The organism is Paraburkholderia megapolitana (assembly GCF_007556815.1).
In the GTDB taxonomy this organism is placed as follows: Bacteria; Pseudomonadota; Gammaproteobacteria; order Burkholderiales; family Burkholderiaceae; genus Paraburkholderia; species Paraburkholderia megapolitana.
In genome coordinates this window covers 654,305-675,906 of record NZ_CP041743.1, presented here as the reverse complement: position 1 = coordinate 675,906, position 21,602 = coordinate 654,305, and the positions used below count along the sequence as shown (strand labels likewise).

General features: G+C 63.6%; 17 protein-coding genes. 9 read left to right on the top strand and 8 right to left on the bottom strand.

The window, feature by feature from the left end:
• Nucleotides 1–53: 53 nt before the first annotated feature.
• The gene (locus FNZ07_RS02900) at nt 54–1,043 is read left to right on the top strand and encodes a zinc-dependent alcohol dehydrogenase family protein (RefSeq protein WP_091008216.1); all 990 of its coding nucleotides are present in this window, start codon (nt 54–56) and stop codon (nt 1,041–1,043) included.
• A gap of 47 nt (nt 1,044–1,090) precedes the next feature.
• On the opposite strand, the gene FNZ07_RS02895 is transcribed toward FNZ07_RS02900, so the two are convergent.
• The 3 genes from FNZ07_RS02895 to FNZ07_RS02885 all read right to left on the bottom strand — a co-directional run bounded on the left by FNZ07_RS02895 (nt 1,091) and on the right by FNZ07_RS02885 (nt 4,830).
• Nucleotides 1,091–1,696 (bottom strand): ATP/GTP-binding protein, encoded by a 606-nt coding sequence (locus tag FNZ07_RS02895; RefSeq protein ID WP_091008213.1) that lies wholly within the window; start codon nt 1,694–1,696, stop codon nt 1,091–1,093.
• A 44-nt stretch (nt 1,697–1,740) separates the two neighbouring features.
• The gene (locus FNZ07_RS02890; RefSeq protein ID WP_091008211.1) at nt 1,741–2,937 is read right to left on the bottom strand and encodes a fumarylacetoacetate hydrolase family protein; all 1,197 of its coding nucleotides are present in this window, start codon (nt 2,935–2,937) and stop codon (nt 1,741–1,743) included.
• A gap of 78 nt (nt 2,938–3,015) precedes the next feature.
• Nucleotides 3,016–4,830 (bottom strand): IlvD/Edd family dehydratase, encoded by a 1,815-nt coding sequence (locus FNZ07_RS02885; RefSeq protein WP_091008208.1) that lies wholly within the window; start codon nt 4,828–4,830, stop codon nt 3,016–3,018.
• 379 nt (nt 4,831–5,209) lie between these two features.
• Between FNZ07_RS02885 and FNZ07_RS02880 the strand changes: the two genes are divergently transcribed.
• The 7 genes from FNZ07_RS02880 (at nt 5,210) to FNZ07_RS02850 (ending at nt 13,590) form a co-directional block, all read left to right on the top strand.
• The gene (locus FNZ07_RS02880; protein ID WP_249040656.1) at nt 5,210–6,616 is read left to right on the top strand and encodes an MFS transporter; all 1,407 of its coding nucleotides are present in this window, start codon (nt 5,210–5,212) and stop codon (nt 6,614–6,616) included.
• 97 nt (nt 6,617–6,713) lie between these two features.
• The gene (locus FNZ07_RS02875) at nt 6,714–7,709 is read left to right on the top strand and encodes a LacI family DNA-binding transcriptional regulator (RefSeq protein ID WP_091008934.1); all 996 of its coding nucleotides are present in this window, start codon (nt 6,714–6,716) and stop codon (nt 7,707–7,709) included.
• Between the two features lie 173 nt (nt 7,710–7,882).
• The gene (locus FNZ07_RS02870; protein WP_091008203.1) at nt 7,883–8,335 is read left to right on the top strand and encodes a winged helix-turn-helix transcriptional regulator; all 453 of its coding nucleotides are present in this window, start codon (nt 7,883–7,885) and stop codon (nt 8,333–8,335) included.
• Nucleotides 8,336–8,641: 306 nt separating this feature from the next.
• Nucleotides 8,642–10,153 (top strand): carboxylesterase/lipase family protein, encoded by a 1,512-nt coding sequence (locus tag FNZ07_RS02865; RefSeq protein ID WP_170275656.1) that lies wholly within the window; start codon nt 8,642–8,644, stop codon nt 10,151–10,153.
• A gap of 130 nt (nt 10,154–10,283) precedes the next feature.
• A complete protein-coding gene (locus FNZ07_RS02860) occupies nt 10,284–11,609 on the top strand; it encodes an MFS transporter (RefSeq protein ID WP_245811363.1) in 1,326 nt (441 codons plus the stop codon).
• A 21-nt stretch (nt 11,610–11,630) separates the two neighbouring features.
• Complete coding sequence (locus FNZ07_RS02855; RefSeq protein WP_091008198.1) at nt 11,631–12,401, top strand: aldolase; 771 nt, start codon at nt 11,631–11,633, stop codon at nt 12,399–12,401.
• Nucleotides 12,402–12,561: 160 nt separating this feature from the next.
• A complete protein-coding gene (locus FNZ07_RS02850; RefSeq protein WP_091008193.1) occupies nt 12,562–13,590 on the top strand; it encodes an AraC family transcriptional regulator in 1,029 nt (342 codons plus the stop codon).
• A 27-nt stretch (nt 13,591–13,617) separates the two neighbouring features.
• On the opposite strand, the gene FNZ07_RS02845 is transcribed toward FNZ07_RS02850, so the two are convergent.
• The 4 genes from FNZ07_RS02845 to FNZ07_RS02830 all read right to left on the bottom strand — a co-directional run bounded on the left by FNZ07_RS02845 (nt 13,618) and on the right by FNZ07_RS02830 (nt 19,185).
• Nucleotides 13,618–15,744: a phosphocholine-specific phospholipase C gene (locus FNZ07_RS02845; protein WP_091008189.1), complete on the bottom strand. Its 2,127-nt coding sequence runs from the start codon at nt 15,742–15,744 to the stop codon at nt 13,618–13,620.
• A gap of 31 nt (nt 15,745–15,775) precedes the next feature.
• A complete protein-coding gene (locus FNZ07_RS02840) occupies nt 15,776–16,051 on the bottom strand; it encodes a hypothetical protein (RefSeq protein WP_091008186.1) in 276 nt (91 codons plus the stop codon).
• Between the two features lie 11 nt (nt 16,052–16,062).
• Nucleotides 16,063–17,994 carry a LamG-like jellyroll fold domain-containing protein gene (locus tag FNZ07_RS02835; protein ID WP_245811361.1) on the bottom strand — a complete coding sequence of 644 codons (1,932 nt, stop codon included), beginning with the start codon at nt 17,992–17,994 and terminating at the stop codon, nt 16,063–16,065.
• 318 nt (nt 17,995–18,312) lie between these two features.
• Nucleotides 18,313–19,185, bottom strand: coding sequence for a LysR substrate-binding domain-containing protein (locus FNZ07_RS02830; protein ID WP_091008182.1), 873 nt, complete (start codon nt 19,183–19,185; stop codon nt 18,313–18,315).
• A gap of 170 nt (nt 19,186–19,355) precedes the next feature.
• Between FNZ07_RS02830 and zigA the strand changes: the two genes are divergently transcribed.
• The gene (zigA, locus tag FNZ07_RS02825) at nt 19,356–20,573 is read left to right on the top strand and encodes a zinc metallochaperone GTPase ZigA (RefSeq protein WP_091008179.1); all 1,218 of its coding nucleotides are present in this window, start codon (nt 19,356–19,358) and stop codon (nt 20,571–20,573) included.
• 22 nt (nt 20,574–20,595) lie between these two features.
• On the opposite strand, the gene FNZ07_RS02820 is transcribed toward zigA, so the two are convergent.
• A complete protein-coding gene (locus tag FNZ07_RS02820; protein WP_091008176.1) occupies nt 20,596–21,075 on the bottom strand; it encodes a Fur family transcriptional regulator in 480 nt (159 codons plus the stop codon).
• Nucleotides 21,076–21,602 lie beyond the last annotated feature (527 nt).

Genomic DNA, 21,602 nt, shown 5'->3' with positions numbered 1-21,602 from the left:
CGAAGTCCACGCGCATAGTCTATTCGGTTCAGTTACTTTGGAGTGGGATCGAAATGACACGAGTCGTCCGCTTTTATGAGCACGGGGGTCCCGAGGTTCTGCGCATCGAAAACGTCGACGTTGCGCCGCCCGGGCGAGGCGAGATTCAGATCCGCGTCAAGGCGCTGGGTCTCAACCGGGCCGAGGCATTGCTGCGCGCGGGGTCCTATATCGAAACGCCGGCGTTACCTTCGGGTCTTGGCCTTGAAGCGGCGGGGCTCATTGAAACGGTCGGTGAGGGTGTGGACGGATTCGCGCCAGGTGACGCGGTCAGCGTGGTGCCGCCGCTGTCGATGGTTCGCTGGCCCGCCTATGGCGAGCTGGTTACGTTTCCCGTCGAGCTCGTCGTCAAACATCCGCCGTCGTTGAGCTGGGAAGCAGCGGCGGCCACCTGGATGGCCTACCTCACCGCGTACGGTGCGCTGATCGACATCGCTGGACTGAGCAGCGAGGACCTTGTCGTGATTACCGCAGCGTCCAGCAGTGTCGGACTGGCCGCGATCCAGATTGCCAACAGCGTTGGCGCAACGCCGATCGCGGTCACGCGAAGCTTCGACAAGAAGCAGGCATTGCTCGAGTCCGGCGCGGCGCATGTGATTGCGTCAGCGCAGGAAGATCTGGCGGGCCGGCTGCGGGAAATCGCTGGCGAGAAAGGCGCGCGGGTCGTGTTCGACCCGATCGGCGGTCCGATCTTCAATGCGTTGACGAGCGCGATGTCTCGCGGCGGCATTCTCATCGAATATGGCGGCTTGAGCCCCGAGCCGACGCCGTTCCCGTTATTCACGGTGTTAAGCCAAACGCTGACGCTGCGCGGTTACCTCGTGCACGAGATTCTCAGCGATACGCAGCGACTCGAAAGGGCCAAGGCGTTCATCCTCGACGGGTTGCAGTCCGGTTCGTTGCGGCCGGTTATCGCGAGAACCTTTCCGTTCGACCAGATTGTCGAGGCGCATCGTTTTCTGGAATCCAACGAACAGTTCGGCAAGATCGTCGTGACGGTTTGAGCGAACAGGTGGGTGAGGATTTGCCAGGCAGGTGGAGTGCAGGCCGTTCAGTCAAACTCCAGATACGCTTTCGCCCGGTTCAATCTGGATTCGGGCGAAAGTTCGACGACCTCCACAACCTCGGTCCCGAGGGTTTCGTAAACCGTCTTCATCACCTTATAGAGTTCGAGGCTGAATGCCAGCGACTCCACTCGCACCGGATCGGTAAGGTGATCGATGTCTCCTACCGGCTGGAGCAAAAAAACCTGCTTGAAATGAAATCGAACGGCACGCTCGATAAATATCTCGGGCCATCCGTGTCCCGTAACGGCGAGATACGCGAGATTGTCGGGAAGGCTGTAGTCCCAGACAACGATGTCAGAAGGAGCGAGTACCAGCGCTTCATCGAGCGTCAAATCGCTGATCCTGCGTTGCAGGCCTTCAAAATTGCTACGCGCGTCGACTTTCGTTCGACCTTCCTGCAGGTTCTCGCAGATCGCTCGACGGCCACAATCGGCCACCGTTTGATAACCGCACGACCCAAGCGAATCGACCAGCGTGGTCTTGCCGCTAAACGGTGGCCCGGAGACCACGCGCCAGTTGGTATAGATGCGCTCTTCGGCCGTGTTTGCCGCGTCTCGAAGATGCTGAAGGTGATGGTCATCGAGTGGCATGATGAGGGCGCCCGGGGATGACCGATTCTACTTCACGATGCCAATCAAACGTCCGTCGCAATCCCACGACGCGAGAGGTTGCGATACAACGCCCGCACGCCGAACGTCCACGGCTCGATCTGCGTCGACAGACGCACCGTGTTCACGAGCGCGCCGAGCGCCGGTGTCGAGATCGTCACCACGTCGCCGAGGTGATGCGTGAAGCCGCCGCCCGCCGTATCGCGATCCTTGATCGGCGAGAACATCGTGCCGAGAAACAGCATGAAGCCGTCCGGATACTGATGATGCGCGCCGCAGGTCTGGCGCACGAGATCTTCCGGGTCGCGACTGATCTCGCTCATATGACTGATGCCATCCAGCACGAAGCCGTCGTCGATGCCATCGATGCGCAGCGACACACTGGCCGTGCGCACCGAATCGAGCGTGAACGCGCCGTCGAACAGCCGCACGAACGGCCCGATCGCACACGAGCCGTTGTTGTCCTTCGCCTTGCCGAGCAGCAACGCCGAGCGACCTTCGATATCGCGCAGGTTCACGTCGTTACCGAGCGCGGCCCCGACGATCTCGCCGCGGCTATTCACGGCGAGCACGATCTCCGGCTCGGGGTTGTTCCATTGCGAAGTCGGATACAGGCCGACGTTCGCACCGAAACCCACCGACGACATCGGTTGTGCTTTCGAGAACACTTCGGCATCGGGACCGATGCCGACTTCCATGTATTGCGACCACGCGCCACGACGTTGCAACTCGTCCTTGAGCTTCATCGCGGACGGCGAGCCCGGTTCGATCTGCGACAGATCGGCGCCGATCAACTCGTTGATCATCGCGCGCGTTTCTTCGGCCTTGCCCGCATCGCCGCCCGCATGTTCTTCGATCACGCGTTCGAGCAGGCTGACCGCAAACGTCACGCCGCATGCCTTGACGGCCTGTACGTCGCACGGTGCGAGCAGGCGTAGCGTGTTCTCCGGGGCGCCTGCTGCCGATGCATCGAGCGTTGCGTTCAGCAGCGCTTCCGCCGGCCCCAGCGATTCGCCCGTTGCATGGCGCGCGAGTGCTGCTGCATCGGCGCGCTCGAATAGATCCGCGGTAGTCGGTGCGATGTGCGTAATGTCGAACGCTTCGCCGTGTCGCACGACGATGACCGACGGCCCATCGATGGGCGCGGGTCGCCACACGCGTCCGATCAGTAACGCGTCGTCGAGGTCGGCAGGCAGATGGGCGAGAACGGAAGGTGTGGGCATGAGGTGTGTCTCCAGGCAGGCGCGCAGGCGTGGGACGGTGGCGCAGTACGGCACTGCCGCACCCCCGTCCCGCAAGCATCAATGATTGTGTCGCGACTCGCCGCGCGTTTCGATGATGTTCAGATACAGCGTGGCCGGTTCGAGGCACGCGCCGCTCGCCTGCTGTCCGACCATGCTGCGATAGATTTCTTCCCACGGCGTCTTGTGCTGCAACACCGGTGGCTTCCATGCGGCGCGCCGCTTCGCGAGTTCGTCGTCGGGGATCAGCAGATCGACCTTGCAATGCTTCAGATCGATGCGGATGATGTCGCCGGTTTGCAGCAGCGCAAGCCCGCCGCCAACCGCCGCTTCGGGCGAGACGTTGAGGATCGACGGGCTTGCTGACGTGCCGCTCTGGCGGCCGTCGCCAATGGTCGGCAGCGTATCGATACCGCGTTTGAGCAGCGCGGCCGGCGGTTGCATGTTCACGACTTCCGCGCCGCCGGGATAGCCGACCGGTCCGCAGTTACGGATCACGAGTATCGAGCGTTCGTCGATGCCGAGCGAGGGGTCTTCGATCCGCGCGTGATAATCCTCCGGTCCTTCGAACACGATCGCCTTGCCGTCGAACACATCCCGCTTGTCGGGATCCGACAGGAAGCGTTTGCGAAACGCTGCGTCGATCACGCTCGTCTTCATCACCGCGCTGTCGAACAGGTTGCCCGACATCACCACGTAGCCCGCGGCGGCTTTCAACGGTTGATCGTAGGCGCGGATCACTTCGCGGTCGGGCGTTTCGACCGTGGCCAGATCTTCTGCAAGCGTGCGGCCGGTGACGGTGCGCGCGGCGCCATGCAAACGTCCTGCGCCGAGCAGTTCCTTCATCACGGCCGGTACGCCGCCCGCACGATGAAATGCTTCGCCGAGAAACCTGCCGGCCGGCTGGCAGTCCACCAGCAGCGGCACATCGGGGCCGAGGCGCTGCCAGTCGTCGAGCGTGTGGTCGACGCCCATGTGCCGCGCAATCGCGACCATGTGAATCGGACAGTTCGACGATGCGCCGAGCGCTGCCGCGGCAACTACGGCGTTTTCGAAGGCAGCCTTGGTCATGATGTCGGATGGCCGCAAATTTTCGCTGACCATTTCGACGATGCGCACGCCGGTGCGATGCGCCATCCAGCCGCGCTCGCGATGCGGCCCGGGAATCGCTGCGCAGCCCGGCAGCGACATGCCGAGCGCTTCGGCGAGCGAGTTCATCGACAGTGCGGTGCCCATTGTGTTGCAGTGTCCCACCGACGGTGCCGACGACGCGACCATATCCATGAACGCCGGGTAATCGATCTCGCCGGCCGCGAGCCGCTTGCGCGCGTCCCAGATCACCGTGCCGGAACCGGCGAGCTTGCCGTGGTACCAGCCGTCGAGCATCGGGCCGCCCGACAGCACGATGGCCGGAATGTTAACGGTCGCGGCGGCCATCAGGCACGCGGGTGTGGTCTTGTCGCAACCGGTGGTCAGAACCACACCGTCGATCGGATAGCCATGCAGGATTTCGACCAGCCCCAGGTACGCGAGATTGCGGTCGAGTGCCGCGGTCGGGCGCTTGCCGGTTTCCTGGATCGGATGCACGGGGAATTCGAGCGGAATGCCGCCGGCGTCGCGAATTCCGTCGCGTACGCGCTGCGCGAGCTCCAGATGATGACGGTTGCACGGCGCGAGATCGGAGCCGGTCTGCGCAATACCGATGATCGGTTTGCCCGACTGCAACTCTTCGCGGGTGATGCCGTAGTTCATGTAGCGCTCGAGATAGAGCGCGGTCATGCCGGGGTCGGAGGGATCGTCGAACCAGCGGCGGCTGCGTAGCCGGGGCGTGCTGTCGTGAGCGTTGGAGGAATCGCGGTCTGTGGGTGTCGTCATGGTGGTCAGCTTTTTGTCGGGGACGAGGAGGCGAGGGGCGTCGTGGCAGGTTATCGAGGCCTGCGGGATGGGTGTTGTCTGGATTCTGCCGGCAGCGGCAGACCACTGAAGAACGCACGGGGATTGTCGCGCACGCGCGTTGCGATTGCAGCACGCATGTCGTCTCTGGCGGTGTACCGCCTCGCGACCGGTAAGCCCTGATTGCGCATGACGTCTCCCCATGCTAAATTGAATTTGACTGTTACCGGTAACAGTATCAAACCGGTCACAGCTTGTCCAGATCCAGAAGTAGAAGAAGACCCGAACGAACCGTGCGAACCGTGCGATATATAACGCGCGGTCGTCGACAGGCATGGACACTGCCTGAATGGAGACGCAAGTGAATGCTGAGCCCTCTGCTTTATCGACCGGTTCGGAGCCCGCCGCGCAGGAGAACGGGGTCGCCGCGTCGCCACCCGTTTCTGCGCGCCAGTTACAGCGCGCGACGCTCACTGGCGCAGTAGGCAGCGCACTCGAGTACTACGACTTTGCGATCTACGGACTCGCCTCGGCGCTCGTGTTCGGGCATCTGTTCTTTCCGTCGCTCGGCACGACTGCCGGTTTGATGGCGAGTTTCGCGACCTATGGTGCGGGTTTCCTCGCGCGGCCGTTCGGCGGGCTGTTCTTCGGCTCGATCGGCGATCGCAAGGGGCGCAAGTTCGTCCTGCTCGTCACGATCGCGTTGATGGGCGCATCGACGACGTTGATCGGGTGCCTGCCTGCCGGTTCGTTGGGTGCGGTGCTGCTCGTGCTGTTGCGGCTCGTACAGGGCTTTGGCGCGGGCGCGGAACAGGCCGGCGCGTCGACGCTAATGGCCGAGGTCGCGCCGGTCAGGCACCGCGGTTTCTTTGCCGCATTGCCCTTCGTCGGCATCTTCGCGGGGCTCGGGCTCGCCACGTTCACGTTCAGCGTCATGCAGCGTCTGTTGAGCGAACCGGCGATGCAGTCGTGGGGCTGGCGCATTCCGTTTCTCGCGAGCGTCGTGCTGATCGGCGTTGCAATCTGGATTCGTCTGCGGTTGCGCGAAAGCCCGGTGTTTGCGCAACTCGAAGCATCGCGCGAAGTGATTCATGCGCCGATGAAAGCGGTGCTTGCCACCGCGCGTCGTCCGGTGCTGGCCGCGACGTTGATGCGTTTCGCGGAGCAGGGCGGCTCGACTATCTACACCACCGTCGTGATCGCGTTTCTCGGTAGCTTCGTCGCGGCCCGGACCGGTGTTCCGCATGCGCAGCTCGCCGCGGTCGGCACGACTGGTGCGCTGGCGGCAAGCCTGCTGAGCATCATCACGACACCGCTGTTTGGCGCACTGTCGGATCGCGTCGGGCGTCTGACGGTGTATCGCGGCGGCGCGATCTTTCTGCTGCTGTGGTCGCTGCCGTCGTGGTGGATGATCAGTACCGGCGATCCGATATGGGTGAGCGTGGCGATGATCGGCGGTCTTGCATTCGGTGCGAACAGCATGCTCGGCGCGCAGTGCGCGCATTTCACCGAATTGTTCGGCAACCGCTATCGGTACTCCGGTGTGGCGCTCTCGCGCGAACTGGGCGCGGTGTTGTCGGGCGGCATTGCGCCGTTGCTCGGCGTGTACCTGATTGGCCTCGCGGGCGGTGCGTTCTGGGTCATGGGGCTCTACATGGCCGTGCTGTGCGCACTGACGCTGGCCGGTACGTTCCTCTCGACCGAAACGCGCGAGCGCGATCTGACGTTGCTTGGCGATGCGGTAGGCAAGGGAGCGAGCACTACGTAGCGCCACGTAGCGTGCTGCGGCGCGACGCTCCGCCTGTATGATATCGATCGTTCTGCAACGATATCCTGACGGACCTATGTCTGATCTCATGCCGACCATGGCTGACGTCGCGAAGCAAGCCGGCGTATCGAAGATGACCGTATCGCGCGTGCTCGCCGGCCGCGATGTCGCCGCAACGACGCGCGCCCGCGTGCTCGCTGTCATCGAACAGATGGGCTACGTACCCGATGCATCGGCGGGTTCGCTCTCATCGGGACGCTCGCCGTTCATCGTCGCGCTGGTGCCGTCGATGTCGAGCTCCAATTTCTCCGACACCATTCACGGCCTGAACGCCGCAGTCAATACGCATGGCCTGCAACTCCTGCTCGGCGATACCGACTACAGCCCCGATCAGGAAGAGCGGCTGCTGCGCGTGATGCTTGCGCATCGCCCCGAAGGCGTGATGCTCACCGGTTCGTACCACACGAGCGGCACGCGCACGATGCTCGATCGCGCCAAAGTGCCGGTCGTCGAAACATGGGATCTGCCGCGCACGCCGATCCATCAGGCGGTCGGTTTTTCGAATGTGGAAGCGGCGTTCGCGATGATGCGTCATCTGCATGAGCGCGGGTATCGGCGGATCGGTTTTGTCGGCGGTGCGACCCGGCTCGACCGTCGCGGGCTCGACCGGCAGAAGGGGTATCGCGAGGGCTTGCAAACACTCGGCCTCGGCGCGCCGCGCGTGATCGAATACGGCGAGTCGCCGATCACGATGAGCCACGGCGGTGAGGCATTCACACAGTTGCTCGCTGCATGGCCCGACACCGATGCGGTGATGTGCGTGAGCGACATGTCGGCGTTCGGCGTGCTGATGGAGTGCCATCGGCGCGGCATCGCGGTGCCTTCGCGCATGGCCGTGGCAGGATTTGGGGATTTCGAGGTGTCGCGACATTGCTTCCCGCGTATCTCGACGGTATCGGTCGATCCGCTGGCGATCGGCCGGATTGCGGGCGAGATGCTGCTGGCCGCCGCCGATGCGCGCAAACACGGCGCGCCTGCGCAGACGCAGCGGCGCGCGATCGATTTCCAGGTGATCGTGCGCGAAAGTACCTAAGAGGTTCCCGGCGGCGTACGACTCTAATTCCGGTTTCCCTATGAGGGTTGTATTCTGAAACTCATTGGGTTGCGGCGTCGCTTGTTTTAATATGCAACCAATAGCCGCGGCGCTGCGCATCGTACGCAACCGGCATATAGGGTGTTGTACTCACGTTTGAAATGGTGGATGGAATGGCGAAGCGAAAAAGCCTGGCAGACTCGACGTGCCCCGTGGCAAGGGCGCTGGATATCGTCGGCGATCAGTGGTCGATGTTGATCGTGAGGGATGCGTTCGACGGCATTCGCCGCTTCGGCGAATTCGAAGCGAGCCTCGGCATCGCGCGCAACATACTGACCGACCGTTTGCGCAAGCTCGTCGAGCAGCGCGTGCTGGCGCTGGTACCCGCTTCCGATGGTTCCGCGTATCAGGAGTATCTGCTGACTGAGCGCGGCGAGGCGCTCTTTCCCGTCATCGTGATGTTGCGTCAGTGGGGCGAAGCGAACCTGTACCGGCGTGGGGAAAAACATTCGGTGCTGGTCGATCGTGCGAGCGGCCGCGCGCTGCGCAAGGTGCCGTTGATGCGTGACGACGGGTCGTCGGTGGAGCATGAGCAGACTTATGTGCGGAAGCTGCCGGTCAGCTAGCAGGATTGCGGCGACTTCTGTTTTACCGATCGCGCAAGCGTGCGCGATCCGGCCTTTGCGCGCTTTTACCTTTCCATACGCTCTTCCCAGCGGTGTCCCACATTGATATCCACAGCAAATCAATAAACGCGATTTGCTGAATGGAATAACGGCAGGCGACCGACGATACTGGCCGCGACGATGCAGCGCCATCTGCCAGATATCAACATCGGAGACAACGCAACCATGGAAAGGTCCAGGCAAACCCGCGCCGGAACAGCGATCGCAGCAACGTGCCTTCTGATGCTAACCGCGTGTAACGACGACGTGACAGCGCCCGCAGACCCGACCGTGGTACAGACGCAGCAAGGACGCGCAAAAGGCATCGTCGCAAACAACGTGCGCGAGTTTCTCGGCTTGCCCTACGCCGCGCCGCCAACCGGCGCTCTGCGCTGGAAAGCGCCCGCACCGCCGGCTGTCTACACGGCGAGTGTCTACGACGCGTCGCATCTCGCCTCACAGTGCATACAGGGAACGGCAACCGCTCCATCGGGCAGCGAGGATTGCCTGTATCTGAACGTGTACGTACCCGGCACAGCGAGCACGGGCACGAGCCCGGCGCTTCCGGTGTTGTTCTGGATACACGGTGGCGGTTTCATTCTCGGTTCGGGCAACGCAACCGATGGTGCCGCGCTCGCGCAAAAAGCCAATGCGATCGTCGTAACGGTCAACTATCGATTGAACGCACTCGGCTTCCTCGCGCATCCCGCGCTCGCGGCAGAAGACCCGAACGGCGCCACCGGCGACTACGGCATCATGGACCAGGCCGCTGCGATGAGCTGGGTGCAGAAAAACATCGCGGCGTTCGGCGGCGATCCGGCAAGCGTGACGATTTTCGGCGATTCGGCGGGCGGTCATTCAGTCTATGTGCATCTCGCGTCGCCGGGATCGGCGGGATTGTTCGCGCGAGCCATTCCGCAAAGCGGTGGCTTCAGCCGTCAGCAGGAGTCGCTGCAACAGGCCGAAGCGGATGGCGTCAACTATGCGAAGACCTGGGGCTGCACCGACACGACGAGCGCTGCCTGTCTGCGCAGTCTGCCGGCGGCCGCGCTGTTACAGGGCAATCCCTCTGCGTGGTATGCGACGATCGACGGCAAGGTGTTGCCCGCGTCGACGAGTGTTGCGTTCGCGAACGGTCAGTACAACCGTGTGCCGGTGATGTCGGGCTTTACCCAGAACGAGGGTACGTTCTTCGTTTCGGCCGCGTTCGACGCACAAGGTCATCCTGTTACTGCGACCGGCTACGCAGCAGCGATCCAGGGCTTTCTCGGCGTCTCCGGAACGGACACTGCCGCGCTGTATCCAGTCGGTCAGTACGCGTCACCCAGTGCGGCGCTCGCGACGATCGCCGGCGACCGTCTGTTCGTCTGCGACGAACTGCAGGACGGCGACAATCTCGCGAAGTACTCGCCCGCCGTGTACATGTACCGCTTTTCCGATCCTGCGCCGTACAGCGTGAACTCGTTGATCTCGTCGCTGCCGCCGGTCAACCTCGACTATGGTGCGTTCCATTCGTCGGATCTCGACTACTGGTGGCAACTGATTCCGACGCCCACCGCCAACCAGGCGACACTCTCGGATGCGATGACAGCGGCGCTCGCGGCATTCGCGCATTCGGGCAATCCGAACACAGGGAGCACGGTGGCGAACTGGCCGCTCTACACCGCGCAAACGCGCCAGACGCTCGATTTCGGTTACCCGGTGACGAATACCTACGATGCGTACACCGCGCACCAGTGCGGCTTCTGGTACGGGCAAGCGCCTTCGACGGGACTGTAGCCGCAACATCCGCCGGTTCACGCGGGGAAGCCGGCGACTTCGCTCAGGAACAAGACATCGGTTCGCACAGGGGCAAGTGCACGGTCTGGACAAAATTGATACTGGCCGCATTCCCCACATCGAGGCCGCCATGTCAGCCGTGTCCGTTCCATCCCGCTCCCGATGGCCCTATGTGTTCGTCTCGGCGTTTCTTGGCACCGCGATCGAACAGTACGATTTCCTGCTGTACGGCACCGCATCGGCGCTCGTTTTCAGCAAGATCTTCTTCCCGAATCTGGACCCGCTCGCGGGCACCATCGCATCGCTCGGTACCTACGCGGCGGGCTACTTTGCCCGTGGCGCAGGTGCGCTGATCTGCGGTCACTTTGGCGATCGCATCGGCCGCAAGAAGTTGCTGCTTGCGACGCTGCTGGTGATGGGCGTTGCGTCGACCGCTGTCGGTTGCCTGCCCACCTACGCAATGATCGGCCTCTGGGCACCCGTTCTTCTGACTACGCTGCGCGTGTTGCAGGGCTTCGCGATCGGCGGCGAGCAAAGCGGCGCGATCGTGCTCGGCGTCGAAAGCGCCCCGGCGCATCGGCGCGGACTGTATGGCAGCTGGAGCAACTCGGGCAGCTATGGGGGTGCGCTGCTGTCCACGGGTGCATTGCTGCTCACGTCGTTGTTGCCCGAGCCGGCGTTTCTGTCCTGGGGATGGCGCGTGCCGTTCCTGTTCAGCGCGGTGCTCGTCGTGATTGGCCTCGTCGGGCGGGCGAAATTGCCGGAAACGCCCGAATTCAAACAGTTGCAGGCGACCCGTAGCGTGGCGCGCTTTCCGTTGCGCGACCTGCTACGCGATCAGCCGCGTCAGGTACTGATCGTCTTTATGGCGCGGTTCGGCGAGATTACCTGGTCGGTGTTCGTGCTGCTTTTTACTGTCGCCTATGTGACTGTGCAGCTCAAACTGCCGAGGTCGGTGATTCTTGGCGCGGTGATGTCCGGTGCTGCGGTCGGCGTGTTCACGGTGCCGCTGTTTGCCGCGCTGTCGGACCGTATCGGACGCAAGCCGCTGTATCTGTTCGGCCTGCTCGTCTGCGCGCTGTACGTGTGGCCGTACTTCAGCCTGCTGAATACGCGCGACCCGCTACTCATCACGCTCGCGATCGTCGTCGCACTCGGTGTCGTGCATCCGTTGATGTACGGCCCACAAGGCGGCTTCTTCGCCGATATGTTCGACGCGCGCGTGCGTTTCTCCGGCGTATCGATCGGCGCGATCGGGGCGGTGATCGGCGGTGGCATCAACCCGGTGATCTGTTCTTCGCTGCTCGCCCAACGCGGCGGCGATCCCTACGGCGTAGCGTGGTACATCACAGGCAGTGCGTTGTTCGCGGCGTGTTTTGTCGCGTGGACGCCGAAGCGGACAGCGGCACAGTCGACCGGTGCGGAGCCGCATGCGGTGCCGGGTAGTCAGGTGTGATTTTCCAGTGGAGAAACAGCGATGAGTAACGACGAGCGCGACGATCTGAATCGAAGCGTGACCGCACAAATGGACGAGAAACTCGAAGTAGGCACGTGGGACAGCCGACAGAAGCTCGCCCTCGTGTGCCGCATGCTGGCCCACGAAGGGCACTCCGAAACGCTCGCGGGACAGGTGACGGTGCGCCAGTCCGACGGCACGTTTCTGACGACCGCGCTAGCGATCGGCTTCGACGAGGTAACACGCAACAACGTGATCCGGATCGACGACACGATGCGCGTGATCGAGGGCCGCGGCATGGCGAATCCGGCGATCCGCTTTCATCTGTGGATCTACCGGCGCAGACCAGACGTGAACTGCATCGTGCATACGCATCCGCCGTACATCAACGCGCTGTCGATGACCGGCACACCGCTCGAAGTCGCGCACATGGATGCCACGCCGTTCTTCGACGACTGTGCGTTCCTGCGCGAATGGCCGGGTTTGCCGATCGCCGACAGCGAAGGCGAGATCATCTCGGCAGCGCTTGGCACGAAACGCACCATCCTGCTCGCGAATCACGGTTTTCTCGCGGCGACGGCTTCGCTGGAGGAATCGGCTTACATGGCGGTGCTGATCGAACGGGCGGCGCGTGCTCAGTTGCTCGCGCGTTCGGCCGGCGAGATTCGCCGCATCGACGACGCGCGCGCAAAGGAAGCGCACGATTTCCTGCTGCAACCGAGCATCGTCAAGGCGAGCTTTGCGCTGTTCGCGCGGCGCGTGATCAGGCGCGAGCCGGAAGTGCTGTTTTAGGGCGCACGGCGGCAGCGCGTCGTAGGCGGAAAATTTTCTGCGACATAATGGGCGATTGCAACCGCCCGCGGCTATTGCGCCGCAGGCGGCCCACGAGCATCGTTCCAGCAGCGCACGGTGGCGGCTACATCGCAACGCGACACTGCATCCGGGAGCCGCCATGCACGAAAGCGTTCGTTTGAATTTGCCCTATGCACCCGCGCTGCGAGACATGCCGGCTTGCGGCATTGACCAGTTAAAGCACTCGCTGGACGATCTCGTCATGCCCGGCGAGCTTGTGGCCGCACATGACGCGACGGCCGGACCGCTGCGCGCGTGTCGTTTGACGGGCGGCGGCGTGCTCGCCACAGCGCAGCTTGGCCACCAGGAAGTCCGACACGACAGCACCCATCTGCGCGACCTGAGCGGCGACGACGCGATCGTGCTGATCGCACTCGACGGTAAGGGCGTTGTTTCGCAGCAAGGGCGCACGCTGCCATTCGGCAAGGGCGACATCACGTTTCGCCGCGCGCGCATGCCGTCTGTTGCGAGAGTCGACGAACCCGCGAGCCTCGTGATGCTGCGCCTGCCGGTCGCGCGTCTGCTGCGCGATGCGTTGCCGGGTCATTCCGCTTTCCTGCCCGGCCGCGCGGATGCGGCCTCCGGTATCGTCAGGACGATTCATTGCTTCATCGAATCGGCGCTGCCGGGATTCGCGCGAATGAGCGCCGACGCGATCCCTGCGGCCGAAGAGTCGCTGATCGCGTTGCTCGCGGCAGCGTATCTCGAAGCATCGACGCGCAGAGCGGACACAAGGCACACAACGGACACAAGGCACACCGCCGCCGCACGTAACCCGTTGCGCTGGTCGCAACTGAGCGCCTACATCGATGCCACGCTGCGCGACCCGGAGCTAAACGTCGAGTCATGTGCGCAAGCGCTCGGCGTGTCGACCCGTTACGTGCACAAGCTGTTCGAATCGATGGGCACGCAGTATGGCCGCTATGTGCTGCAACAACGTCTTGCGTGCGCCCGCGCCGATCTCGAGAATCCGTTCTGGCACGCGCAGTCGATCGAACGCATCGCGTACCGCAACGGCTTCAACGATCCCGCGCATTTCAGCCGGCGCTTTTGCGCGTGCTTCGGCATGTCGCCGCGCGAATTCCGGCAGCGTACGCGAAGCCAGGCTAGCCTCGCGCACGCACAGTAGCGCGGCCTTTCGACAAGATTCGTCCGTTTAGGCAGCCGGATCGCTCGTACTGTCGTGACCGGTTTCGACGCGTCCGGCAAAACGACGCACAAAGCCGCCGGCTGCCGCCACCGTAAAGTCGTACCACCCGCCGACACTGCCCAGATTCCACGACGGCTCGACCTGCATCTGCGGCGGCACGGCATAGGTCCACGGTCCGTCGGTGCGATACGCATTCGCGGTCACGGTGAAGCTCGCATTTGCAGTGCCGGTATTCATCAACGTCACATACACCGCGTCGTTATTGACGTCGTAGCACACGCGAATTTCCGGATTCGCACCACCCGCCAGCGTCGCGACGTTACCCTGAAACGCCCGATGAAAACCGTTCGGGCCGAGTACCCACAGGTCGTACGCGCCACCGTTATCGCTCACGACGGCCCACGAATCGGAGACTTCCTTGCCCGCCTCAACGGTGTAACGGCGCGGTGTGCGATCGAGATGCAACCGGTCGTACACGTGATACACCGCACCCGCGTTGCCGGTATTGCTGAAAATCAACCACAGGTTGCCGCCCGCGACATCCGCGTTCGCGCTGACATGCAACTCGTACGGTAGCGCTCGCGACGGCCGGGCAAACGGCGTTTGCTTCGGTACCTGCTGCGCGCCCACCGAAGGCACCGGCACCGCGCCCTGGGTGCTTTGCTGGATCGCCTGCTGGTCGGCCTGGCTTTTGGTCGGCGCGGCGATCGACGGAACCGCGCTGCCATTCGGATTGCCGAAGTTGAACGCCGACGTCAGATCGCCGCACACCGCGCGCCGCCATGGGCTGATATTGGATTCGGTCACGCCGAAACGCTGTTCGAGAAAGCGCAGTACCGACGTGTGATCGGAGACCTGCGAGTTGACCCAGCCGCCGCGACTCCAGGGAGACACCACGTACATCGGCACGCGTGGGCCGGGACCGTACGCAAGGCCATCGGGTTTCTCGCTGCCGTCGTTGCCGGGCGGCGTGGGGAAATCGAAGTATTCGTAGCGCGTGTCGACGGTCGATTTGCCCGCATACGTGCCGTCGGCGTTGCGCGTCGGTGCGGCCGGCGGCGGCACGTGATCGAAGAAGCAGTCGTTCTCGTCGAAGTTGACGAAGAGCACGGCCTTGCTCCAGACATCCGGGTTGGCCGTGAGCGCATCGAGCAACTGCTGGATGTACCACGCGCCTTGTCCCGGCGTCGACACACCGGGGTGCTCGCAGTACGCCTGCGGCGTGACGATCCAGCTCACCTGCGGCAACTGGCCCGCGGCGATGTCGTCCTTGAATGCCTGCAGGAATCCACCATCGGGCATCGTGTTACCGATGCCCTTGTAGAGCGGCGCCGTCGCATCGAGTTGCGGCGTATACGGTGCGTCGGGCGAACCGGGTACCGTTTCGTTGACCTTGCGGAACGTCTTGAAACCGGCAAGCGGATTGTCGGTGTAGTTGTCGGGCATGTTTTCGTAGACCTTCCACGACACGCCGGCAGCCTGCAGCCGCTCGGGGTAGGTGGTCCACGTGAGCCCCGTGCTCGACGCGCCGAGGCTGTCCCAACCATCGTTATTGACGACCGACAGGCCCGCGCCGGTCGGTCCATTCGTGCCGGTCCACAGGAAGATCCGGTTTGAGTTGGTGCCGCCGTGCAGCGAGCAATGATAGGCATCGCAGATCGTGAATGCATTGGCGAGCGCGAACTGGAACGAGAGGTCGCTCTGCTGCAGATACCCCATCGATACATCGCCCTTGTACTGCGGCCAGTTTGTCATGCGACCGTTGTTCCATGCGGCGTGCGCGTCGCTCCACGAATGCGCGCCGCCCGCGAGCAGCGCATTGCCCTTCGTGCTGTCGAGATAGAACGGCAAGACCGTTCGCGTACCGTCGCTCTGGTTCCACACGGGGACGCCGCCCGGTTGCGGAATCGTCAGTCGATCGCCGTAACCGCGCACACCCGGTAGCGTGCCGAAGTAATGATCGAAGGAGCGGTTTTCCTGCATCAGGATCACGACGTGCTGTACGTCGTTGATCGTGCCGGTTGCGTTGTTAGCGGGAATCGCGAGCGCACGGCGAATCGCGGGCGGGAATACCGAAACCGCAGCGCTGGCCGCGGCCGCGCGCAGGAAATTACGACGGGTCAATGAAGTCATGTCGGGAGTCGGTTCGCTCGAATGGGACGGATCACGGTGCGCAGCGCAACTGCGTGTTGCTGACCGGCTGGCTCGCGGCGGCGCTAGAAGCTGCGCATGGCGCGGAGGCCGCAGCCGCTGCGGAAGCAGAGGTCGGCGGCGTGACGATCGGCTGCGGCTCGCTGCTGCCGCCCGCGCCGGCTGCGGCATCGCTGCCGCGCGTGGGCGTCGCACCGACGGAACCGCCGTTGCCGCACGCGGCGAGCGTTGCGCACAGCGCCAACGCGAGCGCCGCGCCAGCGAGTTTGGAAAGAGAAAACGGGCGCATGGCGATCTCCATCAATGGATGAGTGTGGAAAGAGGTTTGCCCGAGCCGAAGACCGACTGCAGTTCCGTTTCGGTGAGCACACGGGTCCACAGCGCGAGATCGGCGAACGACTGCACATCGGGTGGCGATGCGCCGCATTGCCCCGCGTGATAGGGCGGTGTGTCCTTGCACGAGTTCATGAAGTAGCGGCCCGTGCCGTCCTCGTTCAGACCGAACACGCCGAGGCCGGGCAGCTTCGTCACGTCGATCGTGATCGCGACGCCAACGCTCTTCTGCTCGCCGAGTACCGGATCGAAGACGTAGGCGTTCATCGTTTTCGCGGCGGTATCGATGCTGAGCGCGAGATAGGTCCAGCGGTTTGCGGTTACGTTCAGGCTGTTAATGTCGTTGCGCACCGAACCGTCGCCGATGTTGAAGCGCACGTTGCAACTGCCGCCCGAGCCGGGGAACAGCCCGATTGCGATGCCTGGGTTTCCACCGGTGTAGTAGTTCTTGTTCGAGAGGATCGGCGTGCCGTTACCGGTCGCGTTCGTACAGGACGTCATGAACCAGAGCCCGAGCGTGAATTGCGCATGCGTCGTGACATCGTTGGTCTGCGTGAGCTTGTAGCCGTCGAAGCCGTTCGTATCGACGATGCTCGTGTCGACCTGCAGCCCCTTGCCGCCGAACGGATCGGCACCGGTAGTCAGCGAGCCGCCGTCGGCGTCGCTTGCCCACGGGCCCATCGTGCTCGTGTTCAGGCGGTCGGTGGGCGGCAGCGTGCCGAACGGGTAGTAGGACGACAGGCTGTTCGTCAGCGTAGTGGCGAGCGCAGGCGGGGGCGGCGGAGGCGGGGGCGGTGCGACATAGTTCGCCTGGGCGATTGTCGAAACCGGTGCACCGTTGGCACCGCCCACGACGACCGCGTAGTTGAACTGGTAGGCACCGCTCGTCGTCAGTCCGAGCTGGCCGTCGGTGTAGGTTGCAGTGCCGGCGGGCAGACTGGCGATCGTGGTGCCGTTGCGCAGTACGTTGATTGCGCCGCTCGCGGGTGCGCTCCACGTCAGGACCACGCTCGTGTGATCTGCGCCCGTCACGCCGAGTAGTTGCGACACCGGTGTCGTGCCGACGAGTGCTCCCCCATCCATCGCGTAGTTCGCGGGTGCGGGCAACGCACCCTGATATTCGAGCACGGTCGGCGCGAGGTCAGCGATATTCGCTCGCTGGTAGAGTGCCGTGAGCGTCGCCGGAGTGCTGCTGTCGCCGAGCAGCCCGTTAGCGGTCTGGTTCAGCGCGACAAAACTGGTTGCCTCGTTGAGAAGCGGCAGGCCATCCGCGCCGCCGGCCGCATTCAGCCCGTGGCTCGCCGTCACGATGATCAGCCAGTTTTCGCCGCTGCGTTTGGCCGTTTCCGCACGCAACGTCCCGAGCGCGGCATCGAGCTGGGTAATCGTGTTCGTGTAGTCGGTTGAAAACCCGGAGTTGAGTGCGGCGTCCTGCGCGGAGTGATACTGCGCGACGACCAGCGTATAGCCGTTGTCGATCAGGCCGAGCGCATTCTGCGTGACACAGCTGTCGACGCTCGCGCAATTCACCACGCTGTCGACGTAGCCCGCATTGCGGTCCGGTGCGAGCAGCGCAACGAGGCCGCTCGAACCGGCCGCGACGCCGGCCTTGCCGCCGTTCGTCGCGCGCAGGGTTTTGAACAGCGTGTCGGCATGCAGCGCCTGGTTCGGCGCATCCGAATTGACCTGATGGCGATTCGCCCACGCGCCGGTAAGCAGGCTGGCCCAACCAGGCGTATCGAGATTTGCCTGCTGGCTCAACGTGTTCACAACCCCACCGCTGTACGCCGGCGCGACCGAGAGTTTGGCCAGATTCGGCAGCGTGCCGTTGGCGATACCTTGTGTCAGCGCGTGCCAGGTGAGCCCGTCGAATTCGACGACGAGCGTCTTGTTGACCACGGCCGCCGCCGGCTGTGAGCCGGCCGCCGGTGTTGGCGCCGAAGCGGCGCCACCAGGCGTCGCCGCCGCCGTTCGCGTGGCCCCCGCATTGACGCCTCCGCTTCCCCCGCATGCACCCAGTGCACCGATTAGAACGACGCCGATTGTGGCGCCCAGCGCCCAGCGCCCATCGACCGATGAACTTCGCCATCGTCTTCTCCCCTTGCCGCTACATTGAACGGAACGCCGCACAGGCTGCGTGCAGCGGCAAGATTAGGTAAGGGCGGTGACTGGGGAATGTCGTTTGGCGCAAATAGACGGATGCGCCTATCAGACTTTTTATGTGCGACTCGCGCGCGAGTCAGCCAGTAGTCCGATAAACGTATCGATCAGCAGGGCTCCTGAACGCGCGCCCAGGTAGTAGACGTATTCGAGCGAAGAGGGCATTTCGCCTTCCAGCGGCAAGACCCGCAGGTCGGGGCTGGCCGGTACTTCGCCGGCCGGCATCAGGCTGCAGCCCATGTCGTGGCGGATCGCCTCGTGGATCGCTTCGCGGCTGCCGATCTCGATCGTCGTCGCGGGACGCACGTCGGCGGCGCGTAGTGCGGATTCGGTGATCTGGCGCGTCATCGAACCGGACTCGCGCAGCAGCAACGTCTGCGTTTTCAGGTCGGCGAGGCTCGCCTTGCCTGCACGCGTGAGCGGATGGTCGCGATGCACGACCAGCACGAGCGAGTCGCACGCGAGAGTCTGACGGACGAGGCGGGGATCGTCGTCGCGCTGCGACGACACGGCGATATCGATGCGGCTGTCGATCAACGCATCGAGCATCTCGCGCGAATTGCCGATCACGACACGGATTTCGGTCGCCGGATAGCGCTGCCGGAATGCGGCGATGCCAGGGAGGATGTAGTACGGCCCCGTCGCACCGACCCACAGCGTGCCCGCGAGCCGGCTGGCGTTGCGCAGGGCAAAGTCGATATCGCGCTCGTTCTGTAGCAGGCGCTGCACCTGCGGCATCAATCCCGCGCCCGCTTCGGTCAACTCGATGCGCCCGCCCCGGCGATGAAACAGCTCCACCTTGTACATCGTTTCCAGTTGCCGGATATGAGCGGTCACCGTCGGCTGGCTGAGCCCGAGTACCTTCGCCGCCACAGTCACACTACCTTGGCGGGCGGCTTCGTAGAACGAATGGAGTAAAGGGGCAAGCATGGCAAGCGGGTGCGAAACGGAGCGCCCATGATATCGGATGCCGGGGAACACACGTCCGCGCCGGCGCCAGGGTCGGCATTGTGCCAAAGCGCGCCTTCCGTAAACGCTACTTTGTTGCGTTATGTTTATAATGCAATCCAGTTGCGATTAAGTGAACCACGGAGCGCTTTATGAATGCACGACTGCCCGTCACGGTGCTGTCCGGTTTCCTCGGTGCCGGCAAGACGACCTTGCTGAACCACATCCTGAACAATCGCGAGGGGCGGCGGGTGGCCGTCATCGTGAACGACATGAGCGAGGTGAATATCGATGCCGCGCTCGTGCGCGACGGCGGCGCCGAACTGTCGCGCACCGACGAGAAACTGGTCGAGATGAGCAACGGCTGTATCTGCTGCACGTTGCGCGAGGATCTGCTGCTGGAGGTGAATCGTCTGGCGAAAGACGGGCGCTTCGATCAACTGGTCATCGAATCGACGGGGATTTCGGAGCCGCTGCCGGTGGCGGAAACGTTTACGTTCGCGGACGAGCAGGGGCAAAGCCTGTCCGACGTCGCCCGGCTCGACACGATGGTGACCGTGGTCGACGCGTTCAATTTCCTGCGCGACTACAGCTCGCACGACAGCCTGCAGGCGCGTGGCGAATCGCTTGGCGAGGAAGACAGGCGGACGGTCGTCGATCTGCTGATCGAGCAGATCGAGTTCTGCGATGTGCTCGTGCTGAACAAGGTCGACCTGATCGACGATGCGGATCGCGAGCGGCTGATCGCCATCCTGCACCGGCTCAATCCGCGGGCGTGCATCGAAATTGCCGAGTTCGGCAAGCTGTCGCTGGACAAGGTGCTCGACACGAAGCTGTTCGATTTCGAGGAAGCGTCGCAGGCACCGGGCTGGCTCAGGGAACTGCGCGGAGAACACACGCCGGAGACCGAGGAATACGGCATCGCGAACTTCGTCTACCGCGCGCGGCGGCCGTTTCATCCGTTGCGTTTCTGGGAACTGGTGGAGCGCGAATGGCCGGGCGTCGTGCGCTCGAAAGGCTTTTTCTGGCTCGCCAGCCGGCCGACCTATGCGGGCACGTGGTCGCAGGCTGGTGGCGTGTGCCGGCACGGTTCCGCAGGCATGTGGTGGGCCGCAGTGCCGAAGGCCTACTGGCCGGAAGACCCGGAAGCGTTGCGTGCGATCGATGCGAGGTGGGACCCGCATGTCGGCGATGCGCGCCAGGAACTGGTGCTGATCGGCATCGACATGGATGAGGCGGCGTTGCGCGAGCGACTCGATGCGTGCCTGCTGAGCGACGCCGAAATGTACGCGGGGCCGTCCGAATGGCTGAAATTCACTGATCCATTCCCGGTCTGGCGCGAGGCACCCGAGGACGCGGACGAAGCGTAATCCCGCCGATGCGCGAGCCCCGCTAGCGGTGCGGATGAACGCAGTTCTTGCAGGTGCCGTGCAGTGTCAGCGACGCCTTCGTGCTATGCGCGCCGCTGCGGTTGACGCGCCGCCCCATCCGGGCGAGCACGTCGGTAAGAGCGGGGTCGCTTGGGAGCGCCGTGACCGAGTGGCATTGATCGCACTCGAAGTAGCCGGCCGCCGATGCATGCGTGAGCGTGTAGCGCGCGACGCGATCCGAGCCCTGAATCTTCGCAATCAGCTCGACCAGGGTGAGCCGATCGAGGATGCGGTATAGCGTGACGCGGTCCACCTTGCCGCTGGGGTTATCTTCGGCGAGTTCCTGAGCGAGGTCTTCGTGGGAGTACGGCTGGCTGGCGGTTTCGAGCCGTTGCAGGACGGCGAGCGTCAGCGCGGTGGAACGTAGCCCTGCGGCCCGCAGGCGTTCCGGCCACGCGGCGGGTGGGGCATTCTTGACTCGGGAAGTGTGTCGTGACGGCATGATTTAAAGCGCGGCTTGCGGTCGGTCAATGATACATCCATCGGTTTGCCCGACAGTCTGTGAGGACCTCGCAGTAGGGTTATGCGCGGCCGCACCCCGCAGCCCGCACCTTGCGCACGGCGATGGTGCGATGCACTAGCGGACTGCACCAAATCTATTCGTAAGGAGACATTCAGGCGCTTCGAAGAAATGCCTGCGATGTCGCATGCCGAAGCGCAGCGCATATCGCATGTGGCCCACGAGCGACTACCTGCATCGGCCCGATCGTCCCACCACACAACGCTATACGTTCTTCCGGGGCGCGGCCCGGCCGCTTCGTCCGGCGCGCACGAAGCGGCCCGTTCAAGGCGTGGCACAGCTATTGCATTTGTCCGTCCCGAGGTCAACGGAGACCTCGACGTATCGGATATCGACTGGCCGCTCGATGTAGCGGCTTTAGGGACAACGGCGTCCCGGATCGCAGAAGCGGATCGAGCAATCGGTCTGCCCGCGCGGTTCGGGGCGCCTTTTTTTTCGCCGGTCGCATG

Excerpts from the sequence above, each read along its gene's own strand:
- FNZ07_RS02900 (WP_091008216.1), top strand. The coding sequence starts at position 54 with ATGACACGAGTCGTCCGCTTTTATGAGCACGGGGGTCCCGAGGTTCTG.
- FNZ07_RS02895 (WP_091008213.1), bottom strand. The coding sequence starts at position 1,696 with ATGCCACTCGATGACCATCACCTTCAGCATCTTCGAGACGCGGCAAAC.
- FNZ07_RS02890 (WP_091008211.1), bottom strand. The coding sequence starts at position 2,937 with ATGCCCACACCTTCCGTTCTCGCCCATCTGCCTGCCGACCTCGACGAC.
- FNZ07_RS02885 (WP_091008208.1), bottom strand. The coding sequence starts at position 4,830 with ATGACGACACCCACAGACCGCGATTCCTCCAACGCTCACGACAGCACG.
- FNZ07_RS02875 (WP_091008934.1), top strand. The coding sequence starts at position 6,714 with ATGGCTGACGTCGCGAAGCAAGCCGGCGTATCGAAGATGACCGTATCG.
- FNZ07_RS02870 (WP_091008203.1), top strand. The coding sequence starts at position 7,883 with ATGGCGAAGCGAAAAAGCCTGGCAGACTCGACGTGCCCCGTGGCAAGG.
- FNZ07_RS02860 (WP_245811363.1), top strand. The coding sequence starts at position 10,284 with ATGTCAGCCGTGTCCGTTCCATCCCGCTCCCGATGGCCCTATGTGTTC.
- FNZ07_RS02855 (WP_091008198.1), top strand. The coding sequence starts at position 11,631 with ATGAGTAACGACGAGCGCGACGATCTGAATCGAAGCGTGACCGCACAA.
- FNZ07_RS02850 (WP_091008193.1), top strand. The coding sequence starts at position 12,562 with ATGCACGAAAGCGTTCGTTTGAATTTGCCCTATGCACCCGCGCTGCGA.
- FNZ07_RS02845 (WP_091008189.1), bottom strand. The coding sequence starts at position 15,744 with ATGACTTCATTGACCCGTCGTAATTTCCTGCGCGCGGCCGCGGCCAGC.
- FNZ07_RS02840 (WP_091008186.1), bottom strand. The coding sequence starts at position 16,051 with ATGCGCCCGTTTTCTCTTTCCAAACTCGCTGGCGCGGCGCTCGCGTTG.
- FNZ07_RS02830 (WP_091008182.1), bottom strand. The coding sequence starts at position 19,185 with ATGCTTGCCCCTTTACTCCATTCGTTCTACGAAGCCGCCCGCCAAGGT.
- zigA (WP_091008179.1), top strand. The coding sequence starts at position 19,356 with ATGAATGCACGACTGCCCGTCACGGTGCTGTCCGGTTTCCTCGGTGCC.
- FNZ07_RS02820 (WP_091008176.1), bottom strand. The coding sequence starts at position 21,075 with ATGCCGTCACGACACACTTCCCGAGTCAAGAATGCCCCACCCGCCGCG.